Origin of the sequence: Enterobacter cloacae complex sp. XAL002 (genome assembly GCF_049236805.1) — a bacterium.
GTDB lineage: Bacteria > Pseudomonadota > Gammaproteobacteria > Enterobacterales > Enterobacteriaceae > Enterobacter > Enterobacter intestinihominis.
The window spans coordinates 1-18,506 of record NZ_JBMKJN010000006.1; the positions used below are offsets into that span (position 1 = coordinate 1).

Annotated in this window: 14 protein-coding genes and 1 pseudogene; 11 read left to right on the forward strand and 4 right to left on the reverse strand. The window is 52.8% G+C overall.

The window, feature by feature from the left end:
• From ACOT0L_RS07070 to ACOT0L_RS07085, 4 genes and pseudogenes are all read left to right on the forward strand, one after another.
• A pseudogene (locus ACOT0L_RS07070) lies at positions 1-201 on the forward strand (dimethyl sulfoxide reductase subunit B); the annotation flags it as partial.
• Position 202: 1 nt separating this feature from the next.
• A complete protein-coding gene (locus tag ACOT0L_RS07075; RefSeq protein ID WP_023299719.1) occupies positions 203-1,066 on the forward strand; it encodes a dimethyl sulfoxide reductase anchor subunit family protein in 864 nt (287 codons plus the stop codon).
• A gap of 274 nt (positions 1,067-1,340) precedes the next feature.
• Positions 1,341-2,489: an MFS transporter gene (locus tag ACOT0L_RS07080; protein ID WP_046618446.1), complete on the forward strand. Its 1,149-nt coding sequence runs from the start codon at positions 1,341-1,343 to the stop codon at positions 2,487-2,489.
• 123 nt (positions 2,490-2,612) lie between these two features.
• Positions 2,613-3,134, forward strand: a complete 522-nt coding sequence (locus ACOT0L_RS07085; protein WP_022647623.1) for an anti-virulence regulator CigR family protein — start codon at positions 2,613-2,615, stop codon at positions 3,132-3,134.
• 36 nt (positions 3,135-3,170) lie between these two features.
• On the opposite strand, the gene pflA is transcribed toward ACOT0L_RS07085, so the two are convergent.
• The 4 genes from pflA to ycaO form a co-directional block, all read right to left on the reverse strand.
• Positions 3,171-3,911 carry a pyruvate formate lyase 1-activating protein gene (gene pflA, locus ACOT0L_RS07090; RefSeq protein WP_003858250.1) on the reverse strand — a complete coding sequence of 247 codons (741 nt, stop codon included), beginning with the start codon at positions 3,909-3,911 and terminating at the stop codon, positions 3,171-3,173.
• A gap of 203 nt (positions 3,912-4,114) precedes the next feature.
• A complete protein-coding gene (gene pflB / locus ACOT0L_RS07095; protein WP_022647624.1) occupies positions 4,115-6,397 on the reverse strand; it encodes a formate C-acetyltransferase in 2,283 nt (760 codons plus the stop codon).
• A gap of 51 nt (positions 6,398-6,448) precedes the next feature.
• Positions 6,449-7,306: a formate transporter FocA gene (gene focA / locus ACOT0L_RS07100; protein ID WP_017384832.1), complete on the reverse strand. Its 858-nt coding sequence runs from the start codon at positions 7,304-7,306 to the stop codon at positions 6,449-6,451.
• Between the two features lie 405 nt (positions 7,307-7,711).
• The gene (gene ycaO / locus ACOT0L_RS07105; protein ID WP_126502960.1) at positions 7,712-9,472 is read right to left on the reverse strand and encodes a 30S ribosomal protein S12 methylthiotransferase accessory factor YcaO; all 1,761 of its coding nucleotides are present in this window, start codon (positions 9,470-9,472) and stop codon (positions 7,712-7,714) included.
• 127 nt (positions 9,473-9,599) lie between these two features.
• Here ycaO and ACOT0L_RS07110 point away from each other — a divergent pair, with 127 nt between their 5' ends.
• From ACOT0L_RS07110 to ACOT0L_RS07140, 7 genes are all read left to right on the forward strand, one after another.
• A complete protein-coding gene (locus ACOT0L_RS07110; RefSeq protein ID WP_023299721.1) occupies positions 9,600-10,292 on the forward strand; it encodes a DUF421 domain-containing protein in 693 nt (230 codons plus the stop codon).
• A 162-nt stretch (positions 10,293-10,454) separates the two neighbouring features.
• Positions 10,455-11,543, forward strand: coding sequence for a 3-phosphoserine/phosphohydroxythreonine transaminase (gene serC, locus ACOT0L_RS07115; RefSeq protein ID WP_022647627.1), 1,089 nt, complete (start codon positions 10,455-10,457; stop codon positions 11,541-11,543).
• A gap of 68 nt (positions 11,544-11,611) precedes the next feature.
• A complete protein-coding gene (gene aroA / locus ACOT0L_RS07120) occupies positions 11,612-12,895 on the forward strand; it encodes a 3-phosphoshikimate 1-carboxyvinyltransferase (protein ID WP_032624533.1) in 1,284 nt (427 codons plus the stop codon).
• A gap of 185 nt (positions 12,896-13,080) precedes the next feature.
• Positions 13,081-13,764: a (d)CMP kinase gene (cmk, locus tag ACOT0L_RS07125; RefSeq protein WP_015570968.1), complete on the forward strand. Its 684-nt coding sequence runs from the start codon at positions 13,081-13,083 to the stop codon at positions 13,762-13,764.
• Between the two features lie 111 nt (positions 13,765-13,875).
• A complete protein-coding gene (gene rpsA, locus ACOT0L_RS07130; RefSeq protein ID WP_003858235.1) occupies positions 13,876-15,549 on the forward strand; it encodes a 30S ribosomal protein S1 in 1,674 nt (557 codons plus the stop codon).
• Positions 15,550-15,719: 170 nt separating this feature from the next.
• Entirely contained in the window at positions 15,720-16,007 is a 288-nt protein-coding gene (gene ihfB / locus ACOT0L_RS07135; RefSeq protein ID WP_003858233.1) for an integration host factor subunit beta, read from the forward strand.
• A gap of 212 nt (positions 16,008-16,219) precedes the next feature.
• On the forward strand, positions 16,220-18,484 hold the full coding sequence (locus ACOT0L_RS07140) for a ComEC family protein (protein ID WP_126502959.1): 2,265 nt from the start codon (positions 16,220-16,222) through the stop codon (positions 18,482-18,484).
• Positions 18,485-18,506 lie beyond the last annotated feature (22 nt).

The following is an 18,506-nucleotide window of genomic DNA, read 5'->3' on the forward strand; positions in this document are numbered from 1 at the left end:
ATCTGCGTCGAGTCCTGCCCGCTGCGCGCGCTGGACTTTGGCCCGATTGAAGAGCTGCGTAAAAAACACGGTCAGCTTGCTGCGGTCGCGCCGCTGCCGTCTGCGCACTTCACGAAGCCGAGTATTGTGATTAAACCTAACGCCAACAGCCGTCCGACGGGTGACACCACCGGCTACCTGGCAAACCCGAAGGAGGTGTGAGATGGGAAGTGGATGGCATGAATGGCCGCTTATGATCTTCACGGTCTTTGGGCAGTGTGTTGCAGGCGGGTTTATCGTCCTTGCGCTGGCGCTGTTAAAAGGGAACCTCAATGCTGAACAGCAGCAGCGTTTAGTGTTGAGCATGTTTGGCCTGTGGGTGTTGATGGGGATTGGGTTTATCGCCTCTACGCTGCACCTGGGCTCACCGATGCGCGCGTTTAACTCCCTGAACCGCGTAGGTGCCTCTTCGCTGAGTAACGAGATTGCCAGCGGCGCAATCTTCTTTGCAGTTGGCGGGCTGGGGTGGTTACTGGCAGCGCTGAAAAAGCTGCCGTCAGGGTTACGTGCGTTGTGGCTCATCGTCACCATGGTACTGGGCGTTGTCTTTGTCTGGATGATGGTCCGGGTGTACAACACCATCGATACCGTTCCGACCTGGTACAGCGTCTGGACGCCGATGAGCTTCTTCCTGACCATGTTTATTGGCGGGCCGCTGCTGGGTTATCTGCTTCTGCGTGTAGCTGGCATTAATGGTTGGGCGATGCGCCTGCTGCCCGCGGTCTCGCTGCTGGCACTGGTCATCAGTACCGTTGTAGCGCTTATGCAGGGAGCGGAGCTGGCGACCATTCACAGCTCTATCCAACAGGCTTCGGCGCTGGTACCGGATTACGGTTCTCTGATGGCCTGGCGTGTGGTGCTGCTGACGGCGGCGCTGGTGTGCTGGATTGCCCCTCAGCTTAAAGGTTACGCGCCTGCGCTACCGTTGCTGTCACTGGCCTTTGTGCTGGTGCTGGCAGGGGAGTTAATTGGTCGCGGCGTATTTTACGGACTGCATATGACGGTCGGTATGGCTGTCGCCAGCTAATTTTAGATTTTGTTATAAAAAGCCGGGACATAGTGCCCGGCTTTTCTTTTTTCATTCATGAAATTTTTCGACTGATGTTTCGTTGTAAAAATTCCCGGAAATAAATAAAAACAAATAGATAATTAATATTGGTAGCAGGCTTTGCATTAGCAGGATGAGTTTTTTAAATCGACAAGGCGCATATCGTGCGTGACGCCTGAATCGGTGGATTGACTTTGTTTTTGCCAGTGGCATGATGCGCACGAAATCTGAACTTCCTCACGGTTTTTAATCCATGACCACCTATACCCGCCCGGTGCTTTTGTTGCTCTGTGGCCTGCTTTTGCTGACCCTGGCGATCGCGGTGTTGAACACACTCGTCCCGCTATGGCTCGCCCATGAAAACTTACCAACCTGGCAGGTGGGTATGGTTAGCTCGTCCTTTTTTACGGGCAATCTGCTGGGCACCTTATTAACGGGCAGCCTTATTAAGCGCTTTGGTTTTAACCGCAGTTATTATCTGGCGTCACTGATCTTTGCCGTCGGATGCGCCGGTTTAGGACTGATGGTCGGCTTCTGGAGCTGGATGGTCTGGCGCTTTATTGCGGGCGTTGGCTGCGCCATGATCTGGGTGGTGGTTGAAAGTGCGCTGATGTGCAGCGGCACGTCCCGTAATCGCGGGCGTCTGCTGGCGGCTTATATGATGGTTTACTACGTCGGGACCGTTCTGGGACAACTGATGGTCAGCAAATTCCCAACCGACCTGATGAGCGTTCTGCCATGGGTAACAGGGATGGTGCTGGCCGCAATTCTGCCGCTGCTCTTTACCCGTATCGTGAACCAGAGCAGTGAGCATCAGGAGGCCACGCACGTTTGGCCGATGCTGAGACTGCGTCAGGCGCGCCTGGGGATTAACGGCTGTATTATTTCCGGGATTGTGCTGGGGTCGCTCTATGGCCTGATGCCGCTCTATCTCAACCATCAGGGCGTCAGCGATTCCGGGATCGGTTTCTGGATGGCGGTGATGGTCAGCGCGGGGATTGTCGGTCAGTGGCCGATTGGCCGCCTGGCGGACCGCTTTGGTCGTCTGCTGGTGCTTCGCGTCCAGGTTTTCGTGGTCATCATGGGCTGTCTCGCCATGCTCAGCAACGCCGCGATGGCGCCTGCGCTGTTCATTCTGGGGGCTGCGGGTTTTACGCTCTATCCGGTCGCGATGGCCTGGGCCTGTGAGAAAGTTGAGCATCACCAGCTGGTGGCGATGAACCAGGCATTGTTGCTGAGTTACACCATCGGCAGTTTACTGGGGCCGACTTTTACCGCTATGCTCATGCAAAATTACTCTGATAATCTGCTGTTTATCATGATCGCCAGCGTATCGTTTATTTATCTGTTAATGTTGCTGCGCAAAGTGGGCGAGCACCCAACGCCAGTGGCACATGCCTGATTAAATAAAAGCCTGTCGATGACAGGCTTTTTTGTCCCTGTCACATATAAGACTTTTACTTATTGTGAGTTTTTACTGCCTGGCGATAATTCAAATGAGTTCTACCACTAAAAGGCAGCAATCATGTCTACTCGTCGTTTTTCCACTACCGCACTTGCCGTAGTGTTGGCTTTAACGTTTGCAACGGCTCCGGCCATGGCTAATCCAGGAAACGGGAATGGCGGTGGTCACGGAAACGGTGGCGGACAAGGTAATAGCGGCAATCATGGTAACGGGAACGCTGGTAACCATGGTAATAAGCACAATACCGGCCAGGATAATCCAGGAAAATCGGATAAGAGCTTTAAAAACAGCAACGATGTTGGTCATGATGTTGACGTCCGCGTGAGCTTCGATCATGCCCGCCATCTGGCACTGAATTACGGCTTAACGGGCTACGACTCTCTGCCTCCGGGTATTGCGAAAAACCTGGCGCGCGGTAAGCCACTGCCTCCGGGCATTGCGAAGAAAACCGTGCCAGCCGATATGCTGGGTCAGCTTCCTTCTTATCCGGGCTATGAATGGCGCGTGGTGGGTGACGACCTGGTCTTAATTGCGCTGAGTACCGCGATTGTGACTTCCGTGATTAACGGCGTCTTTAAATAGAATATAAAAAGGCCCGGTTTTCACCGGGCCTTTTCGTTAATACATGACCTTGTGGCCATACTGCTCAAGAATACCTTTGACGCGCTCCATCGTCTCTTTTTTCGGCGGCTTCACGCCATCGAGCTTGTACTCTTCACCCATTGCCACCCATTTGTGTTTACCCAGCTCGTGATAGGGCAGGAGTTCAATTTTCTCCACGTTACCCATATCCCGGGTAAATTCGCCCAGACGATGTGCAGAATCATCATCATCTGACCAGCCCGGTACCACCACGTAGCGGATCCAGGTCTTGACGCCTTTGTTGGCAATGTATTTGGCAAATTCCAGCGTACGGTGGTTTGAGACGCCAACCAGATTCTGGTGGATCTCATCGTTCATCTGCTTGAGATCGAGCATCACCAGATCGGTCACTTCAAGCAGTTCATCAATAACCGGATCGTAACGGCGCACAAAGCCGTTGGTGTCGAGGCAGGTATGAATACCTTCTTTATGGCAGGCGCGGAACCAGTCGCGCACAAATTCAGCCTGAAGAATAGCTTCACCGCCGGATGCCGTCACGCCACCACCTGACGCGTTCATGAAGTGGCGATAGGTCACCACCTCTTTCATCAGATCCTCAACGGTGACTTCTTTACCGCCATGGGTGTCCCAGGTGTCACGGTTATGGCAGTACAGGCAGCGCATCAGGCAGCCCTGGAAGAAAGTGATAAAGCGGATCCCCGGGCCATCGACGGTGCCACAGGATTCAAAGGAGTGAATGCGACCAATAATTGACATTGCGGTGATATCTCCGAATTTGGCCCATCCGGGGGCCTATGTAGATGCACAGCTCAAAGGCTATGTCGAGTCTGTTTTGGCTGTTATCCATTAAGTATAGATAGCGGACAAAAGAGACTGATGAAGCGAGGGTGTTAAAAAGGCCCCACTTGCGTGGAGCCTTTATTGTACGCTTTTTAACGCGTGATTTCAGTCAATTCCACTTACATGGACTGAGTGAAAGTACGGGTGATAACGTCCTGCTGCTGTTCTTTCGTCAGGGAGTTAAAACGTACTGCGTAGCCAGATACGCGGATGGTCAGCTGAGGATACTTCTCAGGATGTTCCATCGCGTCGAGCAGCATTTCACGGTTCATCACGTTCACGTTCAGGTGCTGACCACCTTCGATGGACGCTTCGTGGTGGAAGTAACCATCCATCAGACCCGCGAGGTTAGTTTTACGTACTTCGTCATCTTTACCCAGCGCGTTTGGCACGATAGAGAAGGTGTAAGAGATACCATCTTTCGCGTAAGCAAACGGCAGTTTAGCAACGGAGGTCAGAGAGGCAACCGCACCTTTCTGGTCACGACCGTGCATTGGGTTAGCACCTGGGCCGAATGGCGCGCCAGCACGACGACCGTCTGGGGTGTTACCGGTTTTCTTACCATACACAACGTTAGAGGTGATGGTCAGAACAGACTGAGTCGGGATAGCGTTACGATAGGTAGTGAGTTTCTGAATTTTCTTCATGAAACGTTCTACCAGGTCAACCGCCATGTCATCAACGCGAGCGTCGTTGTTACCAAACTGCGGATATTCGCCTTCGATTTCGAAGTCGATAGCCAGACCATCTTCGTCACGAATTGGTTTAACTTTCGCATATTTGATTGCAGACAGGGAGTCAGCCGCAACGGACAGACCTGCGATACCACACGCCATGGTGCGAACGACGTCACGGTCGTGCAGCGCCATCAGAGAGGCTTCGTAGCTGTACTTGTCGTGCATGTAGTGGATGACGTTCAGCGCAGTGACATACTGCTTAGCCAGCCAGTCCATGAAGTGATCCATGCGCTCCATCACTTCGTCGAAGTTCAGAAGGTCGCCTTTGATCGGTTCAGACTTAGGACCAACCTGCATTTTCAGTTTTTCGTCAACGCCGCCGTTGATTGCGTACAGCATGGTTTTCGCCAGGTTTGCACGCGCACCGAAGAATTGCATTTGCTTACCAACAACCATTGGGCTTACGCAGCACGCGATAGCGTAGTCGTCGTTGTTGAAGTCCGGACGCATCAGGTCATCGTTCTCGTATTGCAGAGAAGAGGTGTCGATGGACACTTTAGCGGCGAATTTCTTGAAGTTCAGTGGCAGTTTTTCAGACCACAGAACGGTGATGTTCGGCTCCGGAGAAGGACCCATGGTGTACAGGGTGTTCAGGAAGCGGAAGCTGTTTTTGGTTACCAGCGTACGGCCATCTACGCCCATACCGCCGATAGATTCGGTTGCCCAGATTGGGTCACCAGAGAACAGCTCATCATATTCTGGAGTACGCAGGAAGCGAACCATACGCAGTTTCATGACCAGATGGTCAATCATTTCCTGAGCGTCTTGCTCGGTGATTTTGCCTGCTTTGATATCGCGTTCGATATACGCATCCAGGAAGGTAGATACGCGGCCGAAGGACATTGCTGCACCGTTCTGAGACTTAACAGCGGCCAGGTAGCCGAAGTAGGTCCACTGGATAGCTTCCTGAGCGTTGGTTGCAGGACCAGAGATATCACAGCCGTATTTAGCCGCCATCTCTTTGATCTGACCCAGCGCACGGTGCTGTTCAGCAATCTCTTCACGCAGACGGATAGTCGCTTCCAGGTTTACGCCGTTTTCCAGGTCAGACTGGAGAGAGACGAACTGCGCGTATTTGTCTTTCATCAGGAAGTCGATACCGTACAGCGCAACGCGACGGTAGTCACCGATGATACGGCCACGGCCATAGGCATCTGGCAGACCGGTCAGAACGCCAGATTTACGGCAGTTCAGAATGTCTTTGGTGTAAACATCGAATACACCCTGGTTATGGGTTTTACGGTATTCGGTGAAGATTTTTTTCAGCATTGGGTCCAGCTCGCGGTTATACGCTTTGCAGGAACCTTCAACCATTTTAATGCCACCGAACGGGATGATTGCGCGTTTCAGTGGTGCTTCAGTCTGGAGACCAACGATTTTCTCAAGGGCTTTGTTGATGTAGCCAGCATCGTGAGAAGTGATGGTAGAAGCAACGGAGGTGTCAAAATCAACTGGCGCGTGAGTGCGGTTTTCCAGTTTAACGCCTTCCATTACGCTGTCCCACAGCTTGGTGGTTGCATCAGTCGCACCAGCCAGGAAGGATTCGTCACCTTCATACGGGGTATAGTTTTTCTGAATGAAGTCACGGACGTTGACTTCATTCTGCCAGTCACCTTTCGTAAAACCTTCCCAGGCTGTGGCTAACTTTTCATTAAGCTCGGACATGTAACACCTACCTTCTTAAGTGGATTTTTTATTTACTGCCTGAGACAACCATTAATGATGATCGCCGCCACGCAGGTAAATGACCCAGTATGTCAACCCAACTAACAGACCCCCACCGATAATGTTCCCGATAGTGACGGGGATCAGGTTATCAGTAATGAAATTCATAATAGTCAGGTGTGAAAAACTTTCCGGGGTTGAACCAACAGCAGTCCAGAACTCCGGGCTTGCAAAGTTGCGGATAACAATCCCCATCGGGATCATGAACATATTCGCAATACTGTGCTCAAAGCCGCTGGCAACAAACATCGCAACCGGCAGAACCATAATCATGGCTTTATCCATCAGGCTACGACCAGAGTAGCTCATCCAGACCGCCAGGCAGACCATCAGGTTTGCAAGGATGCCGAGAGCAACGGCTTCGATAAATGTATGGTGCATTTTGTGGTCGGCGGTTTGCAGGACGTTAAGCCCCCAGCCGCCGTTGGCGGTCATGTACTCGCCAGAAAGCCACATCAACAGAACAAAGAGCAGACAGCCAATCAGGTTGCCAACGTAGACGTTGAGCCAGTTGCGCCCCAGTTGACCCCAGGTAATTCTTCCGCTGGCTTTTGCCACAACAATCAGCACCGTTGAGGTGAAGAGGTCGGCGCCGCAGATGACGCAGAGGATCAGGCCCAGTGAGAAGCAAATACCACCAATCAGTTTCGCTATGCCGAAAGGCATCCCGGCAGTGCCGGTGGTGGCTGTGATATAGAAGACGAAAGCGATGGAGATGAACACCCCAGCCGTAATGGCCAGAAAGAACGTCGTCATCGGATGTTTCGTTGCTTTGTAGACACCCGCTTCTTCGGCAACTTTCGCCATCGCAGCGGGGAGTAATAGATCAAAAGGGTTGTCAGCTTTCACACTAACTCTCTCTTTATTAAGTCGGCGACGAGATACTAACAAAGCATTATAGAAGAGAAATTGATATAGATCATATCTCGCCTGGCTTATAGGCCCGCAGTGTGTATGGTTTTACAGCAAAAGCGGAGTAAGTATTTGATTATCCGTATAAAAATAAATTTTAAAAGTTATGAAAAGAGTTGAATTTTTTCCTTCAGCCTCCCGTGGAACAGTTAATTAAAATGGAGTATTTATTAGAATTAGTAACAGTAAAGCCCAGGTAAGCGTTTTTATATTTACCCGTGGTTAACTTAATTATTACAATTAAACGTCATTGCGGAAAAATAAAAAAAAGGGGCAATGAAATTGCCCCGTAATATAGCTCAGGCGATTGAATACGCCTACAGCCATTAATGTTATATGCGCTTATTTTGACCAGTAAGCGGCTTTAGCCTTCTGCAATTTTTCATACGCATTCAGCAGCGACTGATGCGCCGGGAAGGCTTTCAGATCGCTGTCAACCGCTTGCAGGCCATAGAACGGTTCTTCACCGCTCAGCGCAGCGCTGGCAGCTTCAACGGCATCTGCACCGTACATGCGGACGAAGGCGTTCAGATACTGCAATGGCTCGCGGTCGTCTTCCTGAGAAAGCAGGAGCAGCGTTTGCAGGCAACGGTAATAGTTAGTGCGCTCGGCGGAGAAGACGGACTGGTTAAACTCCATCGTCCACTCGGTCCAGGCCAAAGCCTGATCCAGATCGCCGCCCGCCAGCGCCAGCATCGCTTTTAGCTCGCCGATGCGCAGCGTGTACCAGCCGTTATCTTTTCCGGTTGCCAGACCCAGCAGTTCGCGTACGCGGGTGAAATCATCGTGTCCTTCTTCGTCCAGTTGGGCGATCAGGTTCAGATAATCTTCTTTATCCCACTCGCTGCCCGGCAGGGCCAGCAGGGTTTCACGCAGATGCGCGCCCATGCTGTTGTTCGCCAGCCACAGATCTTCTGCCGGATAGATGTCCGACATACCCGGCACAATAATACGGCACGCATAAACGCCGAGGTGTTCATAGTCGGCAATATAGACTTCCTGATCTTCCGCGTTGAAGATCGCCAACAGGGTGGCGAACTCTTCTTCCGTAGTACCGGCAAAGCTCCAGTCCACGAACGGATAGTCTGCGTCCTGTTTGAACATATCCCAGGAGATCAAACCGCTGGAGTCGATGAAGTGCGTTTCGAGGTTGGTGTGCTCGGCGACTTCTTCGTCATCAAAGGTTGGCGGGGTGAATACGTCGAGATCTTTCAGGCTACGACCTTGCAGCAGTTCGGTCACGGTACGCTCCAGCGCCACGCCGAAGTCCGGGTGCGCGCCGAAAGAGGCGAAGCAGGTGCCATTTGCCGGGTTGAACAGTACCACGCAGATAACCGGATATTTGCCGCCCAGAGAGCCGTCATAAGCAAAGATTGGGAAACCTTCCGCTTCCAGTTTGGCGATGGATTCCACCACGCCCGGGTAGCGCGCCAGCACGTCAGCCGGGATCTCCGGCAGGCTGATGGATTCAGCAATAATACGGTTTTTGATGTGACGCTCGAAAACTTCAGACAACCCCTGTACACGCGCTTCGTTACGGGTGTTACCGGCAGACATACCGTTAGACACATACAGATTGCCAACGATGTTCATTGGAATGTAAACGGTCTGCTCGTCAGACTGACGGGTGAACGGCAGGGCGCAGATACCACGATCCTCATTGCCGGATTGCAGGTCGATCAGCATGCTGGCGGTCAGTTCGTTTTCCGGATCGTAGAACGCGCGCAGGCGGGCATCGAGAATGCCTTCCGGCAGTTCGTCGTCTTCGGGTAGCGGGAACCATTTTTCGTTCGGGTAGTGAACGAACGGGCCGTTGGCAATCGTTTCACCCAGCCAGAAGTCGGCGAAGAAATAGTTGGTGGACAGACGCTCAAAATACTCACCCAGCGCAGAGGCCAGTGCCGCTTTTTTGGTCGCGCCTTTGCCGTTGGTGAAGCACAGCGCACAGTCTTTGTCGCGAATATGCACGGACCAGACGTGAGGCACCGGATTCAGCCAGGAGGCTTCTTCGATATTAAAGCCCAGGTCGGTCAGTTTCTGCTGGAAGCGAGCGATGGAATCTTCCAGAGCGGCGTCTTTGCCGGGGATAAACGTTTGAGTCATGGCGTTCACTTTTATCGTACGTAAAGCGTGCAATGATACGGGTTTTGCGTGACGGGTGCTATCTCCGGCGAAAATAAATGGCTGGGCTATGCTTATAAGCAGTAACCTACTGTTAAGGCATAAAAAAATGAAAGCATTTGATCTCCAGCGGATGGCGTTTGATAAAGTCCCACCTGAGTTTTTAGGCGAAGTGGCGTTGCGTAGCCTGTACACCTTTGTACTCGTCTTCCTGTTCCTGAAAATCACCGGACGTCGCGGCGTGCGGCAGATGTCACTGTTTGAAGTGCTGATTATCCTGACGCTGGGTTCGGCGGCAGGGGACGTTGCCTTTTATGACGATGTGCCGATGGTGCCGGTTTTTATCGTCTTCGTGACGCTTGCGCTGCTGTACCGGCTGGTCATGTGGCTGATGTCGAAAAGTGAAAAACTGGAAGATCTGTTCGAAGGAAAACCGGTGGTGATTGTCGAAGATGGTCAACTGGCCTGGGAGAATGTGCAAAGCGCCAATATGACGGAGTTTGAGTTCTTTATGGAGCTACGTATAAGCAGCGTTGAACAACTGGGGCAGGTGCGTCTGGCGATTATGGAAACGAACGGTCAAATCAGCGTTTATTACTATCCTGACGATGAGGTCAAGCCCGGCCTGTGCATACTGCCGGATATGCTTATCGAGCGATACAAAACCGTCCCTGATGCGGGCCAGTATGCCTGCATAAAATGCAGCCACGTGGTGGTCATGCAGGCGGGCGATCATCAATTATGCCCTCGCTGTACAAATCCAGAATGGACGAAGGTTAGCCGGGCTAAACGCATTACCTGACAGCGATATTGTCGGTTTTGCGACAACGGTACGGCAGATTGTTTTGTGTGACGAGGGGCACATTTCTTCGGCCATAAGTTTTAGACATTGCGGCGCGTGTCACTGAATGATAAAACCGATATCCACAGTTATAACTTATGGCTTTTAGCGTGGTGAGGGGAAATGGCTCAAGTCTTTAATTTCAGTTCAGGTCCGGCAATGTTACCGGCAGACGTGCTCAAACAGGCTCAACAGGAGTTGTGTGACTGGAACGGTCTGGGTACGTCGGTGATGGAAGTTAGCCACCGGGGTAAAGCGTTTATTCAGGTGGCGGAAGAGGCAGAAAAGGATTTTCGCGATCTGCTGAACATTCCCTCGAACTACAAAGTATTGTTCTGTCACGGCGGTGGACGCGGTCAGTTTGCGGGTATTCCGCTCAATCTACTGGGCGACAAATCCACCGCTGATTACGTTGATGCCGGCTACTGGGCGGCCAGTGCGGTAAAAGAAGCGCACAAATATTGCACGCCGAACGTTATCGATGCCAAAGTGACCGTTGACGGTATGCGCGCCGTGAAGCCGATGAGTGAGTGGCAGCTTTCTGACAACGCCGCGTATCTTCATTACTGCCCGAACGAAACCATCGACGGTATCGCTATTCACGAAGAGCCAGACTTTGGCGAAAATGTCATTGTGACGGCGGACTTCTCCTCCACCATTCTGTCCACGCCGCTGGACGTCAGCCGCTACGGCGTCATCTACGCGGGTGCCCAGAAAAACATCGGTCCTGCGGGTCTGACTATCGTTATCGTGCGTGAAGACCTGCTGGGGAAAGCCCATAAGTCTTGCCCGTCAATTCTGGATTACACCGTCCTGAACGACAACGATTCCATGTTCAACACTCCACCAACGTTCGCCTGGTATCTCTCCGGCCTGGTCTTCAAATGGCTGAAGCAAAAAGGCGGCGTGGCGCAGATGGACAAGATCAATCAGCAAAAAGCTGAACTGCTGTACGGCGTGATCGACAAGAGCGATTTCTACCGTAACGATGTCGCCAAAACTAACCGTTCGCGCATGAACGTGCCGTTCCAGCTGGCGGACAACAACCTGGATAACGTGTTCCTGGAAGAGTCCTTCGCGGCGGGTCTGCATGCGCTGAAAGGTCACCGTGTGGTAGGCGGTATGCGTGCCTCTATCTATAACGCGATGCCGCTGGAAGGCGTTAAAGCCCTGACTGATTTCATGATCGACTTCGAACGTCGTCACGGTTAATTGGCTGTTTTTCACCCCCGCAGCGTTCCTGCGGGGTTTTTATTATGTTGAGTTGAGAGTTAAGTTTCATGGAATCCCTGACGTTACAACCTATCGCGCGGGTAGATGGCACCATTAATCTGCCTGGTTCAAAAAGTGTCTCGAACCGCGCTCTGCTGCTGGCAGCTCTGGCAAACGGCACCACCGTCCTTTCCAACCTGCTGGACAGCGATGACGTGCGCCATATGCTCAATGCACTGAAAGCGTTGGGCGTTCAGTACGCGCTGTCAGACGATCGTACCCGTTGTGAAGTCACCGGTAACGGCGGCGCATTACATTCCGCTGAAGCGCTGGAGCTTTTCCTGGGTAACGCCGGTACGGCGATGCGTCCTCTGGCCGCTGCGCTGTGTCTTGGGAGCAACGATATTGTGCTGACCGGCGAGCCGCGCATGAAAGAGCGTCCGATCGGCCACCTGGTCGATGCCCTGCGTCAGGGCGGCGCGCAGATTGATTATCTTGAGCAAGAAAATTACCCGCCACTTCGTCTGCGCGGTGGTTTCACTGGCGGTAATGTTGAGGTTGATGGTAGCGTCTCCAGCCAGTTCCTGACGGCACTGCTGATGACCGCACCGCTGGCTCCAAATGATACCGTGATTAGCATTAAAGGCGACCTGGTCTCTAAGCCGTACATTGATATCACGCTGCACCTGATGAAAACCTTCGGCGTTGAGGTGGAAAACCAGTCTTATCAGCGCTTCGTGGTGCGCGGGGCACAGCAGTACCAGTCTCCGGGCAACTACCTGGTTGAAGGGGATGCGTCATCCGCGTCCTACTTCCTGGCCGCGGGTGCGATTAAAGGCGGTACGGTAAAAGTGACGGGTATTGGTCGCAACAGCGTGCAGGGCGACATTCGTTTTGCCGACGTGCTGGAAAAAATGGGCGCGGTTGTGACCTGGGGCGATGACTTCATCTCCTGTACGCACGGTGAGCTGAACGCCATCGACATGGACATGAACCATATTCCTGACGCGGCAATGACCATCGCCACCGCTGCGCTGTTTGCGAAAGGCACCACCACGCTGCGTAACATCTATAACTGGCGCGTAAAAGAGACTGACCGCTTGTTCGCAATGGCAACCGAGCTGCGTAAAGTGGGGGCGGTGGTAGAAGAGGGCGAAGACTACATTCGCGTCACGCCGCCGGCAAAACTGCAATTTGCAGAAATTGGCACCTACAACGATCACCGCATGGCGATGTGTTTCTCGCTGGTGGCGCTGTCAGATACGCCAGTCACCATCCTTGACCCGAAGTGCACGGCGAAAACCTTCCCGGACTACTTCGAACAGCTGGCGCGCATTAGCACCCTGGCCTGACGATCGTATGCCGCATCTCCTGATGCGGCATTTCCTTACGCTTTCTGACAGTCATCCTCTTTCATTTCTTCTACACTCTGCTTCAATCATTCCGTAATTTGCACGCAAAGGTAACAGTTGCGCACGTTGGCGCGTATAATGCGCGGCGTTCATGTAAACGGTATGCCTTAATTAAGGAGAAAAAGATGACGGCAATTGCCCCGGTAATCACCATTGATGGGCCAAGTGGCGCAGGGAAAGGTACTCTGTGCAAAGCGATGGCGGAAGCATTGCAATGGCATCTTTTAGATTCGGGAGCAATCTATCGCGTGCTGGCGCTGGCTGCGCTGCATCATCATGTAGATGTTGCGTCTGAAGAAGCGCTGGTACCGCTGGCTGCACATCTGGATGTGCGCTTTGTCTCTACTGATGGCAACCTTGAAGTGATCCTGGAAGGGGAAGATGTCAGCGGTGAAATCCGTACGCAGGAAGTGGCCAATGCGGCCTCTCAGGTGGCGGCTTTCCCACGCGTTCGTGAAGCGCTGTTACGTCGCCAGCGCGGTTTCCGCGAAGCGCCGGGGCTGATCGCCGACGGCCGCGACATGGGAACCGTGGTATTCCCTGATGCGCCAGTGAAAATTTTCCTTGACGCCTCTTCGGAAGAACGTGCTCAACGCCGCATGCTTCAGTTGCAGGAAAAGGGGTTTAGTGTTAACTTTGATCGCCTTTTATCCGAGATAAAAGAGCGCGATGACCGCGATCGTAACCGCGCCGTCGCACCACTTGTTCCCGCGCAAGACGCATTAGTGCTGGATTCGACCAGTTTAACTATTGAGCAAGTGATTGAAAAAGCGCTACAATATGCGCGCCAAAAACTGGCACTCGCGTAATCGCGACCGATTTAGCAGTACCCCCGCTGCAATGGATTGACGGCGGGTATGTGAAACAACCCCATCCGGCACGGAGCCAGGTGGACGTTAATATTAACCTGAAGATTAAACATGACTGAATCTTTTGCTCAACTGTTTGAAGAATCCTTAAAAGAAATCGAAACCCGTCCGGGTTCCATCGTTCGCGGTGTTGTTGTTGCTATCGACAAAGACGTAGTACTGGTTGACGCCGGTCTGAAATCTGAGTCCGCCATCCCGGCTGAGCAGTTCAAAAACGCCCAGGGCGAGCTGGAAATCCAGGTAGGTGACGAAGTTGACGTTGCTCTGGACGCAGTAGAAGACGGCTTCGGCGAAACCCTGCTGTCTCGTGAGAAAGCTAAACGTCACGAAGCATGGATCACGCTGGAAAAAGCTTACGAAGAAGCTGAAACTGTGGTCGGTGTTATCAACGGCAAAGTTAAAGGTGGCTTCACTGTTGAGCTGAATGGTATTCGTGCGTTCCTGCCAGGTTCTCTGGTAGACGTTCGTCCAGTCCGTGACACCCTGCACCTCGAAGGCAAAGAGCTTGAGTTCAAAGTAATCAAGCTGGACCAGAAGCGTAACAACGTTGTTGTTTCCCGTCGTGCCGTTATCGAATCCGAAAACAGCGCAGAACGCGATCAGCTGCTGGAAAACCTGCAGGAAGGCATGGAAGTCAAAGGTATCGTTAAGAACCTCACTGACTACGGCGCATTCGTTGACCTGGGCGGCGTTGATGGCCTGCTGCACATCACCGACATGGCGTGGAAACGCGTTAAGCACCCAAGCGAAATCGTGAACGTGGGCGACGAAATCACTGTTAAAGTGCTGAAGTTCGACCGCGAGCGTACTCGTGTATCCCTCGGCCTGAAACAGCTGGGCGAAGATCCATGGGTAGCTATCGCTAAGCGTTACCCAGAAGGTACTAAACTGACTGGTCGCGTTACCAACCTGACCGACTACGGCTGCTTCGTTGAAATCGAAGAAGGCGTTGAAGGCCTGGTGCACGTTTCCGAAATGGACTGGACCAACAAAAACATCCACCCATCCAAAGTTGTTAACGTTGGTGATGTAGTGGAAGTGATGGTTCTGGATATCGACGAAGAACGTCGTCGTATCTCCCTGGGCCTGAAGCAGTGCAAAAACAACCCATGGCAGCAGTTCGCGGAAACCCACAACAAGGGCGACCGTGTTGAAGGTAAAATCAAGTCTATCACTGACTTCGGTATCTTCATCGGCCTGGACGGCGGCATCGATGGCCTGGTTCACCTGTCTGACATCTCCTGGAACGTTGCAGGCGAAGAAGCAGTTCGTGAATACAAAAAAGGCGACGAAATCGCAGCAGTTGTTCTGCAGGTTGACGCAGAGCGTGAACGTATCTCCCTGGGCGTTAAACAGCTCGCAGAAGATCCGTTCAACAACTGGGTTGCACTGAACAAGAAAGGCGCAATCGTAAACGGTAAAGTGACTGCTGTTGACGCTAAAGGCGCAACCGTAGAACTGGCTGACGGCGTTGAAGGTTACCTGCGCGCTTCCGAAGCTTCACGTGACCGCGTTGAAGATGCAACTCTGGTTCTGAGCGTTGGTGACGACGTTGAAGCTAAGTTCACCGGTGTTGACCGTAAGAACCGTGCAATCAGCCTGTCTGTTCGTGCTAAAGACGAAGCTGATGAGAAAGATGCAATCGCAACTGTGAACAAACAGGAAGATGCAAACTTCTCTAACAACGCAATGGCTGAAGCTTTCAAAGCAGCTAAAGGCGAGTAAGTTCAGGTTCGCACCATCATTTGAGCTGTAACGCATTTACAGCGCGAAGGATGGAGAGCAGACTTGACAGATTGCAGGATTCGTCCTGTAATCAATAACAAAGGGCGGCTACGGCCGCCCTTGTTTAATAAGCTGTTCAGCTAATGGGTTTGAAAGGAACCGGAGGAATCATGACCAAGTCAGAATTGATTGAAAGACTTGCCAGTCAGCAACCGCATATCCCTGCTAAGGCTGTGGAAGATGCCGTTAAAGAGATGCTGGAGCATATGGCTACCACTCTTGCCCAGGGCGAGCGCATTGAAATCCGCGGTTTCGGTAGTTTTTCCCTGCACTATCGTGCACCACGTACCGGGCGTAACCCGAAGACTGGCGATAAAGTGGAGCTGGAAGGAAAGTATGTTCCGCACTTTAAGCCGGGTAAAGAACTGCGCGATCGCGCCAATATTTACGGTAACTGAGTTTAATCATCAGGGTTAAACTGAGTTTAAAGAAAGCACCTTAGGGTGCTTTTTTTGTATCCCGCCCCTGCATTTCTGAATACGCGCCGCATTCTCATTTTCTCCTTGCTGTAAACGCTTAAAAACGTTGCAGCGCCCGCTGTAAATCACGCCTTTTCTGTCTGACGACGCATCACTCCCGCCGCATAATCGCCTGAAACATGGAGGTGAAGATGGGGATCCACGTTATCAGTATGTGCGCCATTCTGGCCATAATCCCGCTCTATTGGTTACCCGTTTTGCCAGATTTGCATATTGTCTGGTTGCTGATTGCCGCAGGAATTGCGTTATCCGTACAGCAGAGAAAATGGCTCAGGTTTTCAGGCCTCGCATTGCTTTTTATGTGCTGGGGGATCCTGGCCGCTCAGGAAAGCGTGTGGCCGATGAACCATTTAACGAAAGCACCGCAGCAGGCCGAGGTGGTCATTACCGCAACGGACGGCGCAACGATGCATCAGGGAAGGATTATCAGCCTCAATGGAGAACGTGTATGGGCTGCCATGGGCGTGTCACTCTACGGCAACTACCTGCCTCAAAATGTCTGCGTGGGTCAACGCTGGGCAATGACCCTGCGGCTCAGGGCGGTACACGGAGAGCTCAACGATGGCGGCTATGATTCGCAGAAAAACGCCTTTGCCCGACACCAGACGCTGAGCGGACGGTTTACCCATGCGGAGATTGTCGACGCACGCTGTAGCCTGCGTTCGCAATACCTGACATCACTACAGAATACGCTTTCAGCATATCAGTGGGGGCCCGTGATCCTGGGGCTGGGGATGGGGGAGCGGCTATCGGTCTCGCGGGAGATAAAAAACCTGATGCGTGAGACCGGAACGATGCATCTGATGGCAATCTCGGGATTGCATATTGCGCTGGCCGCTTCTGCTGTCTGGCTACTGGCTCGGGGCATCCAATTTTTCCTGCCGGGCCGCTGGATTATCTGGCAAGTGCCCTTACTGGCAGGTCTGCTTTTTGCCGCGTTTTACGCATGGCTAACGGGATTGCAGCCGCCCGCGCTGCGTACGGTTATGGCGCTTGTGGTACTGGCTGCATTAAAAATGAGTGGTCGTCAGTGGTCGCCCTGGCAGGTATGGCTTACCTGCGTGGCGGCGATCCTGTTTTTCGATCCGCTGGCGGTACTGTCACAAAGCCTGGCGTTATCCGCGTTTGCGGTCGCCGCGCTTATTTTTTGGTATCAGTGGTTGCCTCTCCCGCACTGGCAACGTGGCCGGTGCCTGCGGCCGCTGGTTACGCTGTTGTATTTGCAGGTTGGAATGCTGCTGCTTCTGTTGCCGCTTCAGGTACTGATTTTCCATGGTTTCAGTCTCTCCTCGCTGGTGGCGAATCTGTTTGCTGTTCCTCTGGTAACGTTTATCTCAGTTCCACTGATCCTGCTCGGCATGTTTCTGCATCTGTTTCCGGTGGCGACGCTGGAAAGTATCGTCTGGCTGGCAGCCGATAAATCTCTGGCAGGACTTTTCTGGCTATTGATGCGTTTACCGAATGGCTGGCAGGACGTGGATGAACGCTGGCAATGCCTGACGTTACTGCCGTGGCTGCTGATCATTGGCTGGCGATTCAGGGCCTTCAGCGCAGTACCCGCAGTCTGTCTGGCAGGCAGCGTGGTGATGGCATTTCCCCTCTGGCACAGGATTAAAACTGACAGCTGGTCGCTGCATATGCTGGATGTAGGGCAAGGGCTGGCGATGGTCATTGAGCGTCACGGGAAGGCCATTCTGTATGACACCGGGCTGGCATGGCCCGGTGGGGACAGCGCGCAGCAGCTGATTATTCCCTGGCTACGCTGGCATCATCTGAGGCCGGAAGGGGTGATCCTGAGCCATGAACATCTCGACCACGCGGGGGGACTGACATCGCTAAAAGCTGCCTGGCCTGCAATGTGGATCAGAAGCCCCTTAGCCTGGACCGGACATCTTCCGTGCTTTCGTGGACAGCGATGGCAGTGGCATGGGTTAACGTTCTCCGTGCACTGGCCACCCGAAAACACCCCGGAGAAAGGTAACAACCGCTCCTGCGTGGTAAAAATCGATGACGGCGAACAGAGCGTTTTACTGACCGGAGATATTGAAGCGCAGGCAGAACTGGCAATGTTGAGCCACCGCTGGCGTCAACTTGCGGCTACACTGATTCAGGTGCCGCATCATGGGAGTAACACGTCATCTTCAACACCGCTGCTACAGCGCGTGGAGGGGCAGGTTTCGCTGGCCTCGCTGGCCCGCTATAACGCGTGGCGTTTCCCTTCCATCAAAGTAGTCAGGCGCTATCGAACTGAGGGATATCTCTGGCTTGATACCCCGCAGTCCGGACAGATAACTGTGACGTTTTCGCACCAAAGTCGGCAAATTCGCCGCTTACGTGAACACTATTTACCGCGTTGGTATCATCAGTGGTTTGGCGCGCCCGTAGATAACGGGTAGAATATGCGGCTATTTCAACAAA

What these genes read in the sequence shown, in the direction of transcription:
- ACOT0L_RS07075 (WP_023299719.1), top strand. Translation starts at nt 203, where the DNA reads ATGGGAAGTGGATGGCATGAATGGCCGCTTATGATCTTCACGGTCTTT.
- rpsA (WP_003858235.1), top strand. Translation starts at nt 13,876, where the DNA reads ATGACTGAATCTTTTGCTCAACTGTTTGAAGAATCCTTAAAAGAAATC.
- ACOT0L_RS07110 (WP_023299721.1), top strand. Translation starts at nt 9,600, where the DNA reads ATGAAAGCATTTGATCTCCAGCGGATGGCGTTTGATAAAGTCCCACCT.
- ihfB (WP_003858233.1), top strand. Translation starts at nt 15,720, where the DNA reads ATGACCAAGTCAGAATTGATTGAAAGACTTGCCAGTCAGCAACCGCAT.
- serC (WP_022647627.1), top strand. Translation starts at nt 10,455, where the DNA reads ATGGCTCAAGTCTTTAATTTCAGTTCAGGTCCGGCAATGTTACCGGCA.
- pflB (WP_022647624.1), bottom strand. Translation starts at nt 6,397, where the DNA reads ATGTCCGAGCTTAATGAAAAGTTAGCCACAGCCTGGGAAGGTTTTACG.
- ACOT0L_RS07085 (WP_022647623.1), top strand. Translation starts at nt 2,613, where the DNA reads ATGTCTACTCGTCGTTTTTCCACTACCGCACTTGCCGTAGTGTTGGCT.
- ACOT0L_RS07140 (WP_126502959.1), top strand. Translation starts at nt 16,220, where the DNA reads ATGGGGATCCACGTTATCAGTATGTGCGCCATTCTGGCCATAATCCCG.
- ACOT0L_RS07080 (WP_046618446.1), top strand. Translation starts at nt 1,341, where the DNA reads ATGACCACCTATACCCGCCCGGTGCTTTTGTTGCTCTGTGGCCTGCTT.
- aroA (WP_032624533.1), top strand. Translation starts at nt 11,612, where the DNA reads ATGGAATCCCTGACGTTACAACCTATCGCGCGGGTAGATGGCACCATT.
- cmk (WP_015570968.1), top strand. Translation starts at nt 13,081, where the DNA reads ATGACGGCAATTGCCCCGGTAATCACCATTGATGGGCCAAGTGGCGCA.
- ycaO (WP_126502960.1), bottom strand. Translation starts at nt 9,472, where the DNA reads ATGACTCAAACGTTTATCCCCGGCAAAGACGCCGCTCTGGAAGATTCC.
- pflA (WP_003858250.1), bottom strand. Translation starts at nt 3,911, where the DNA reads ATGTCAATTATTGGTCGCATTCACTCCTTTGAATCCTGTGGCACCGTC.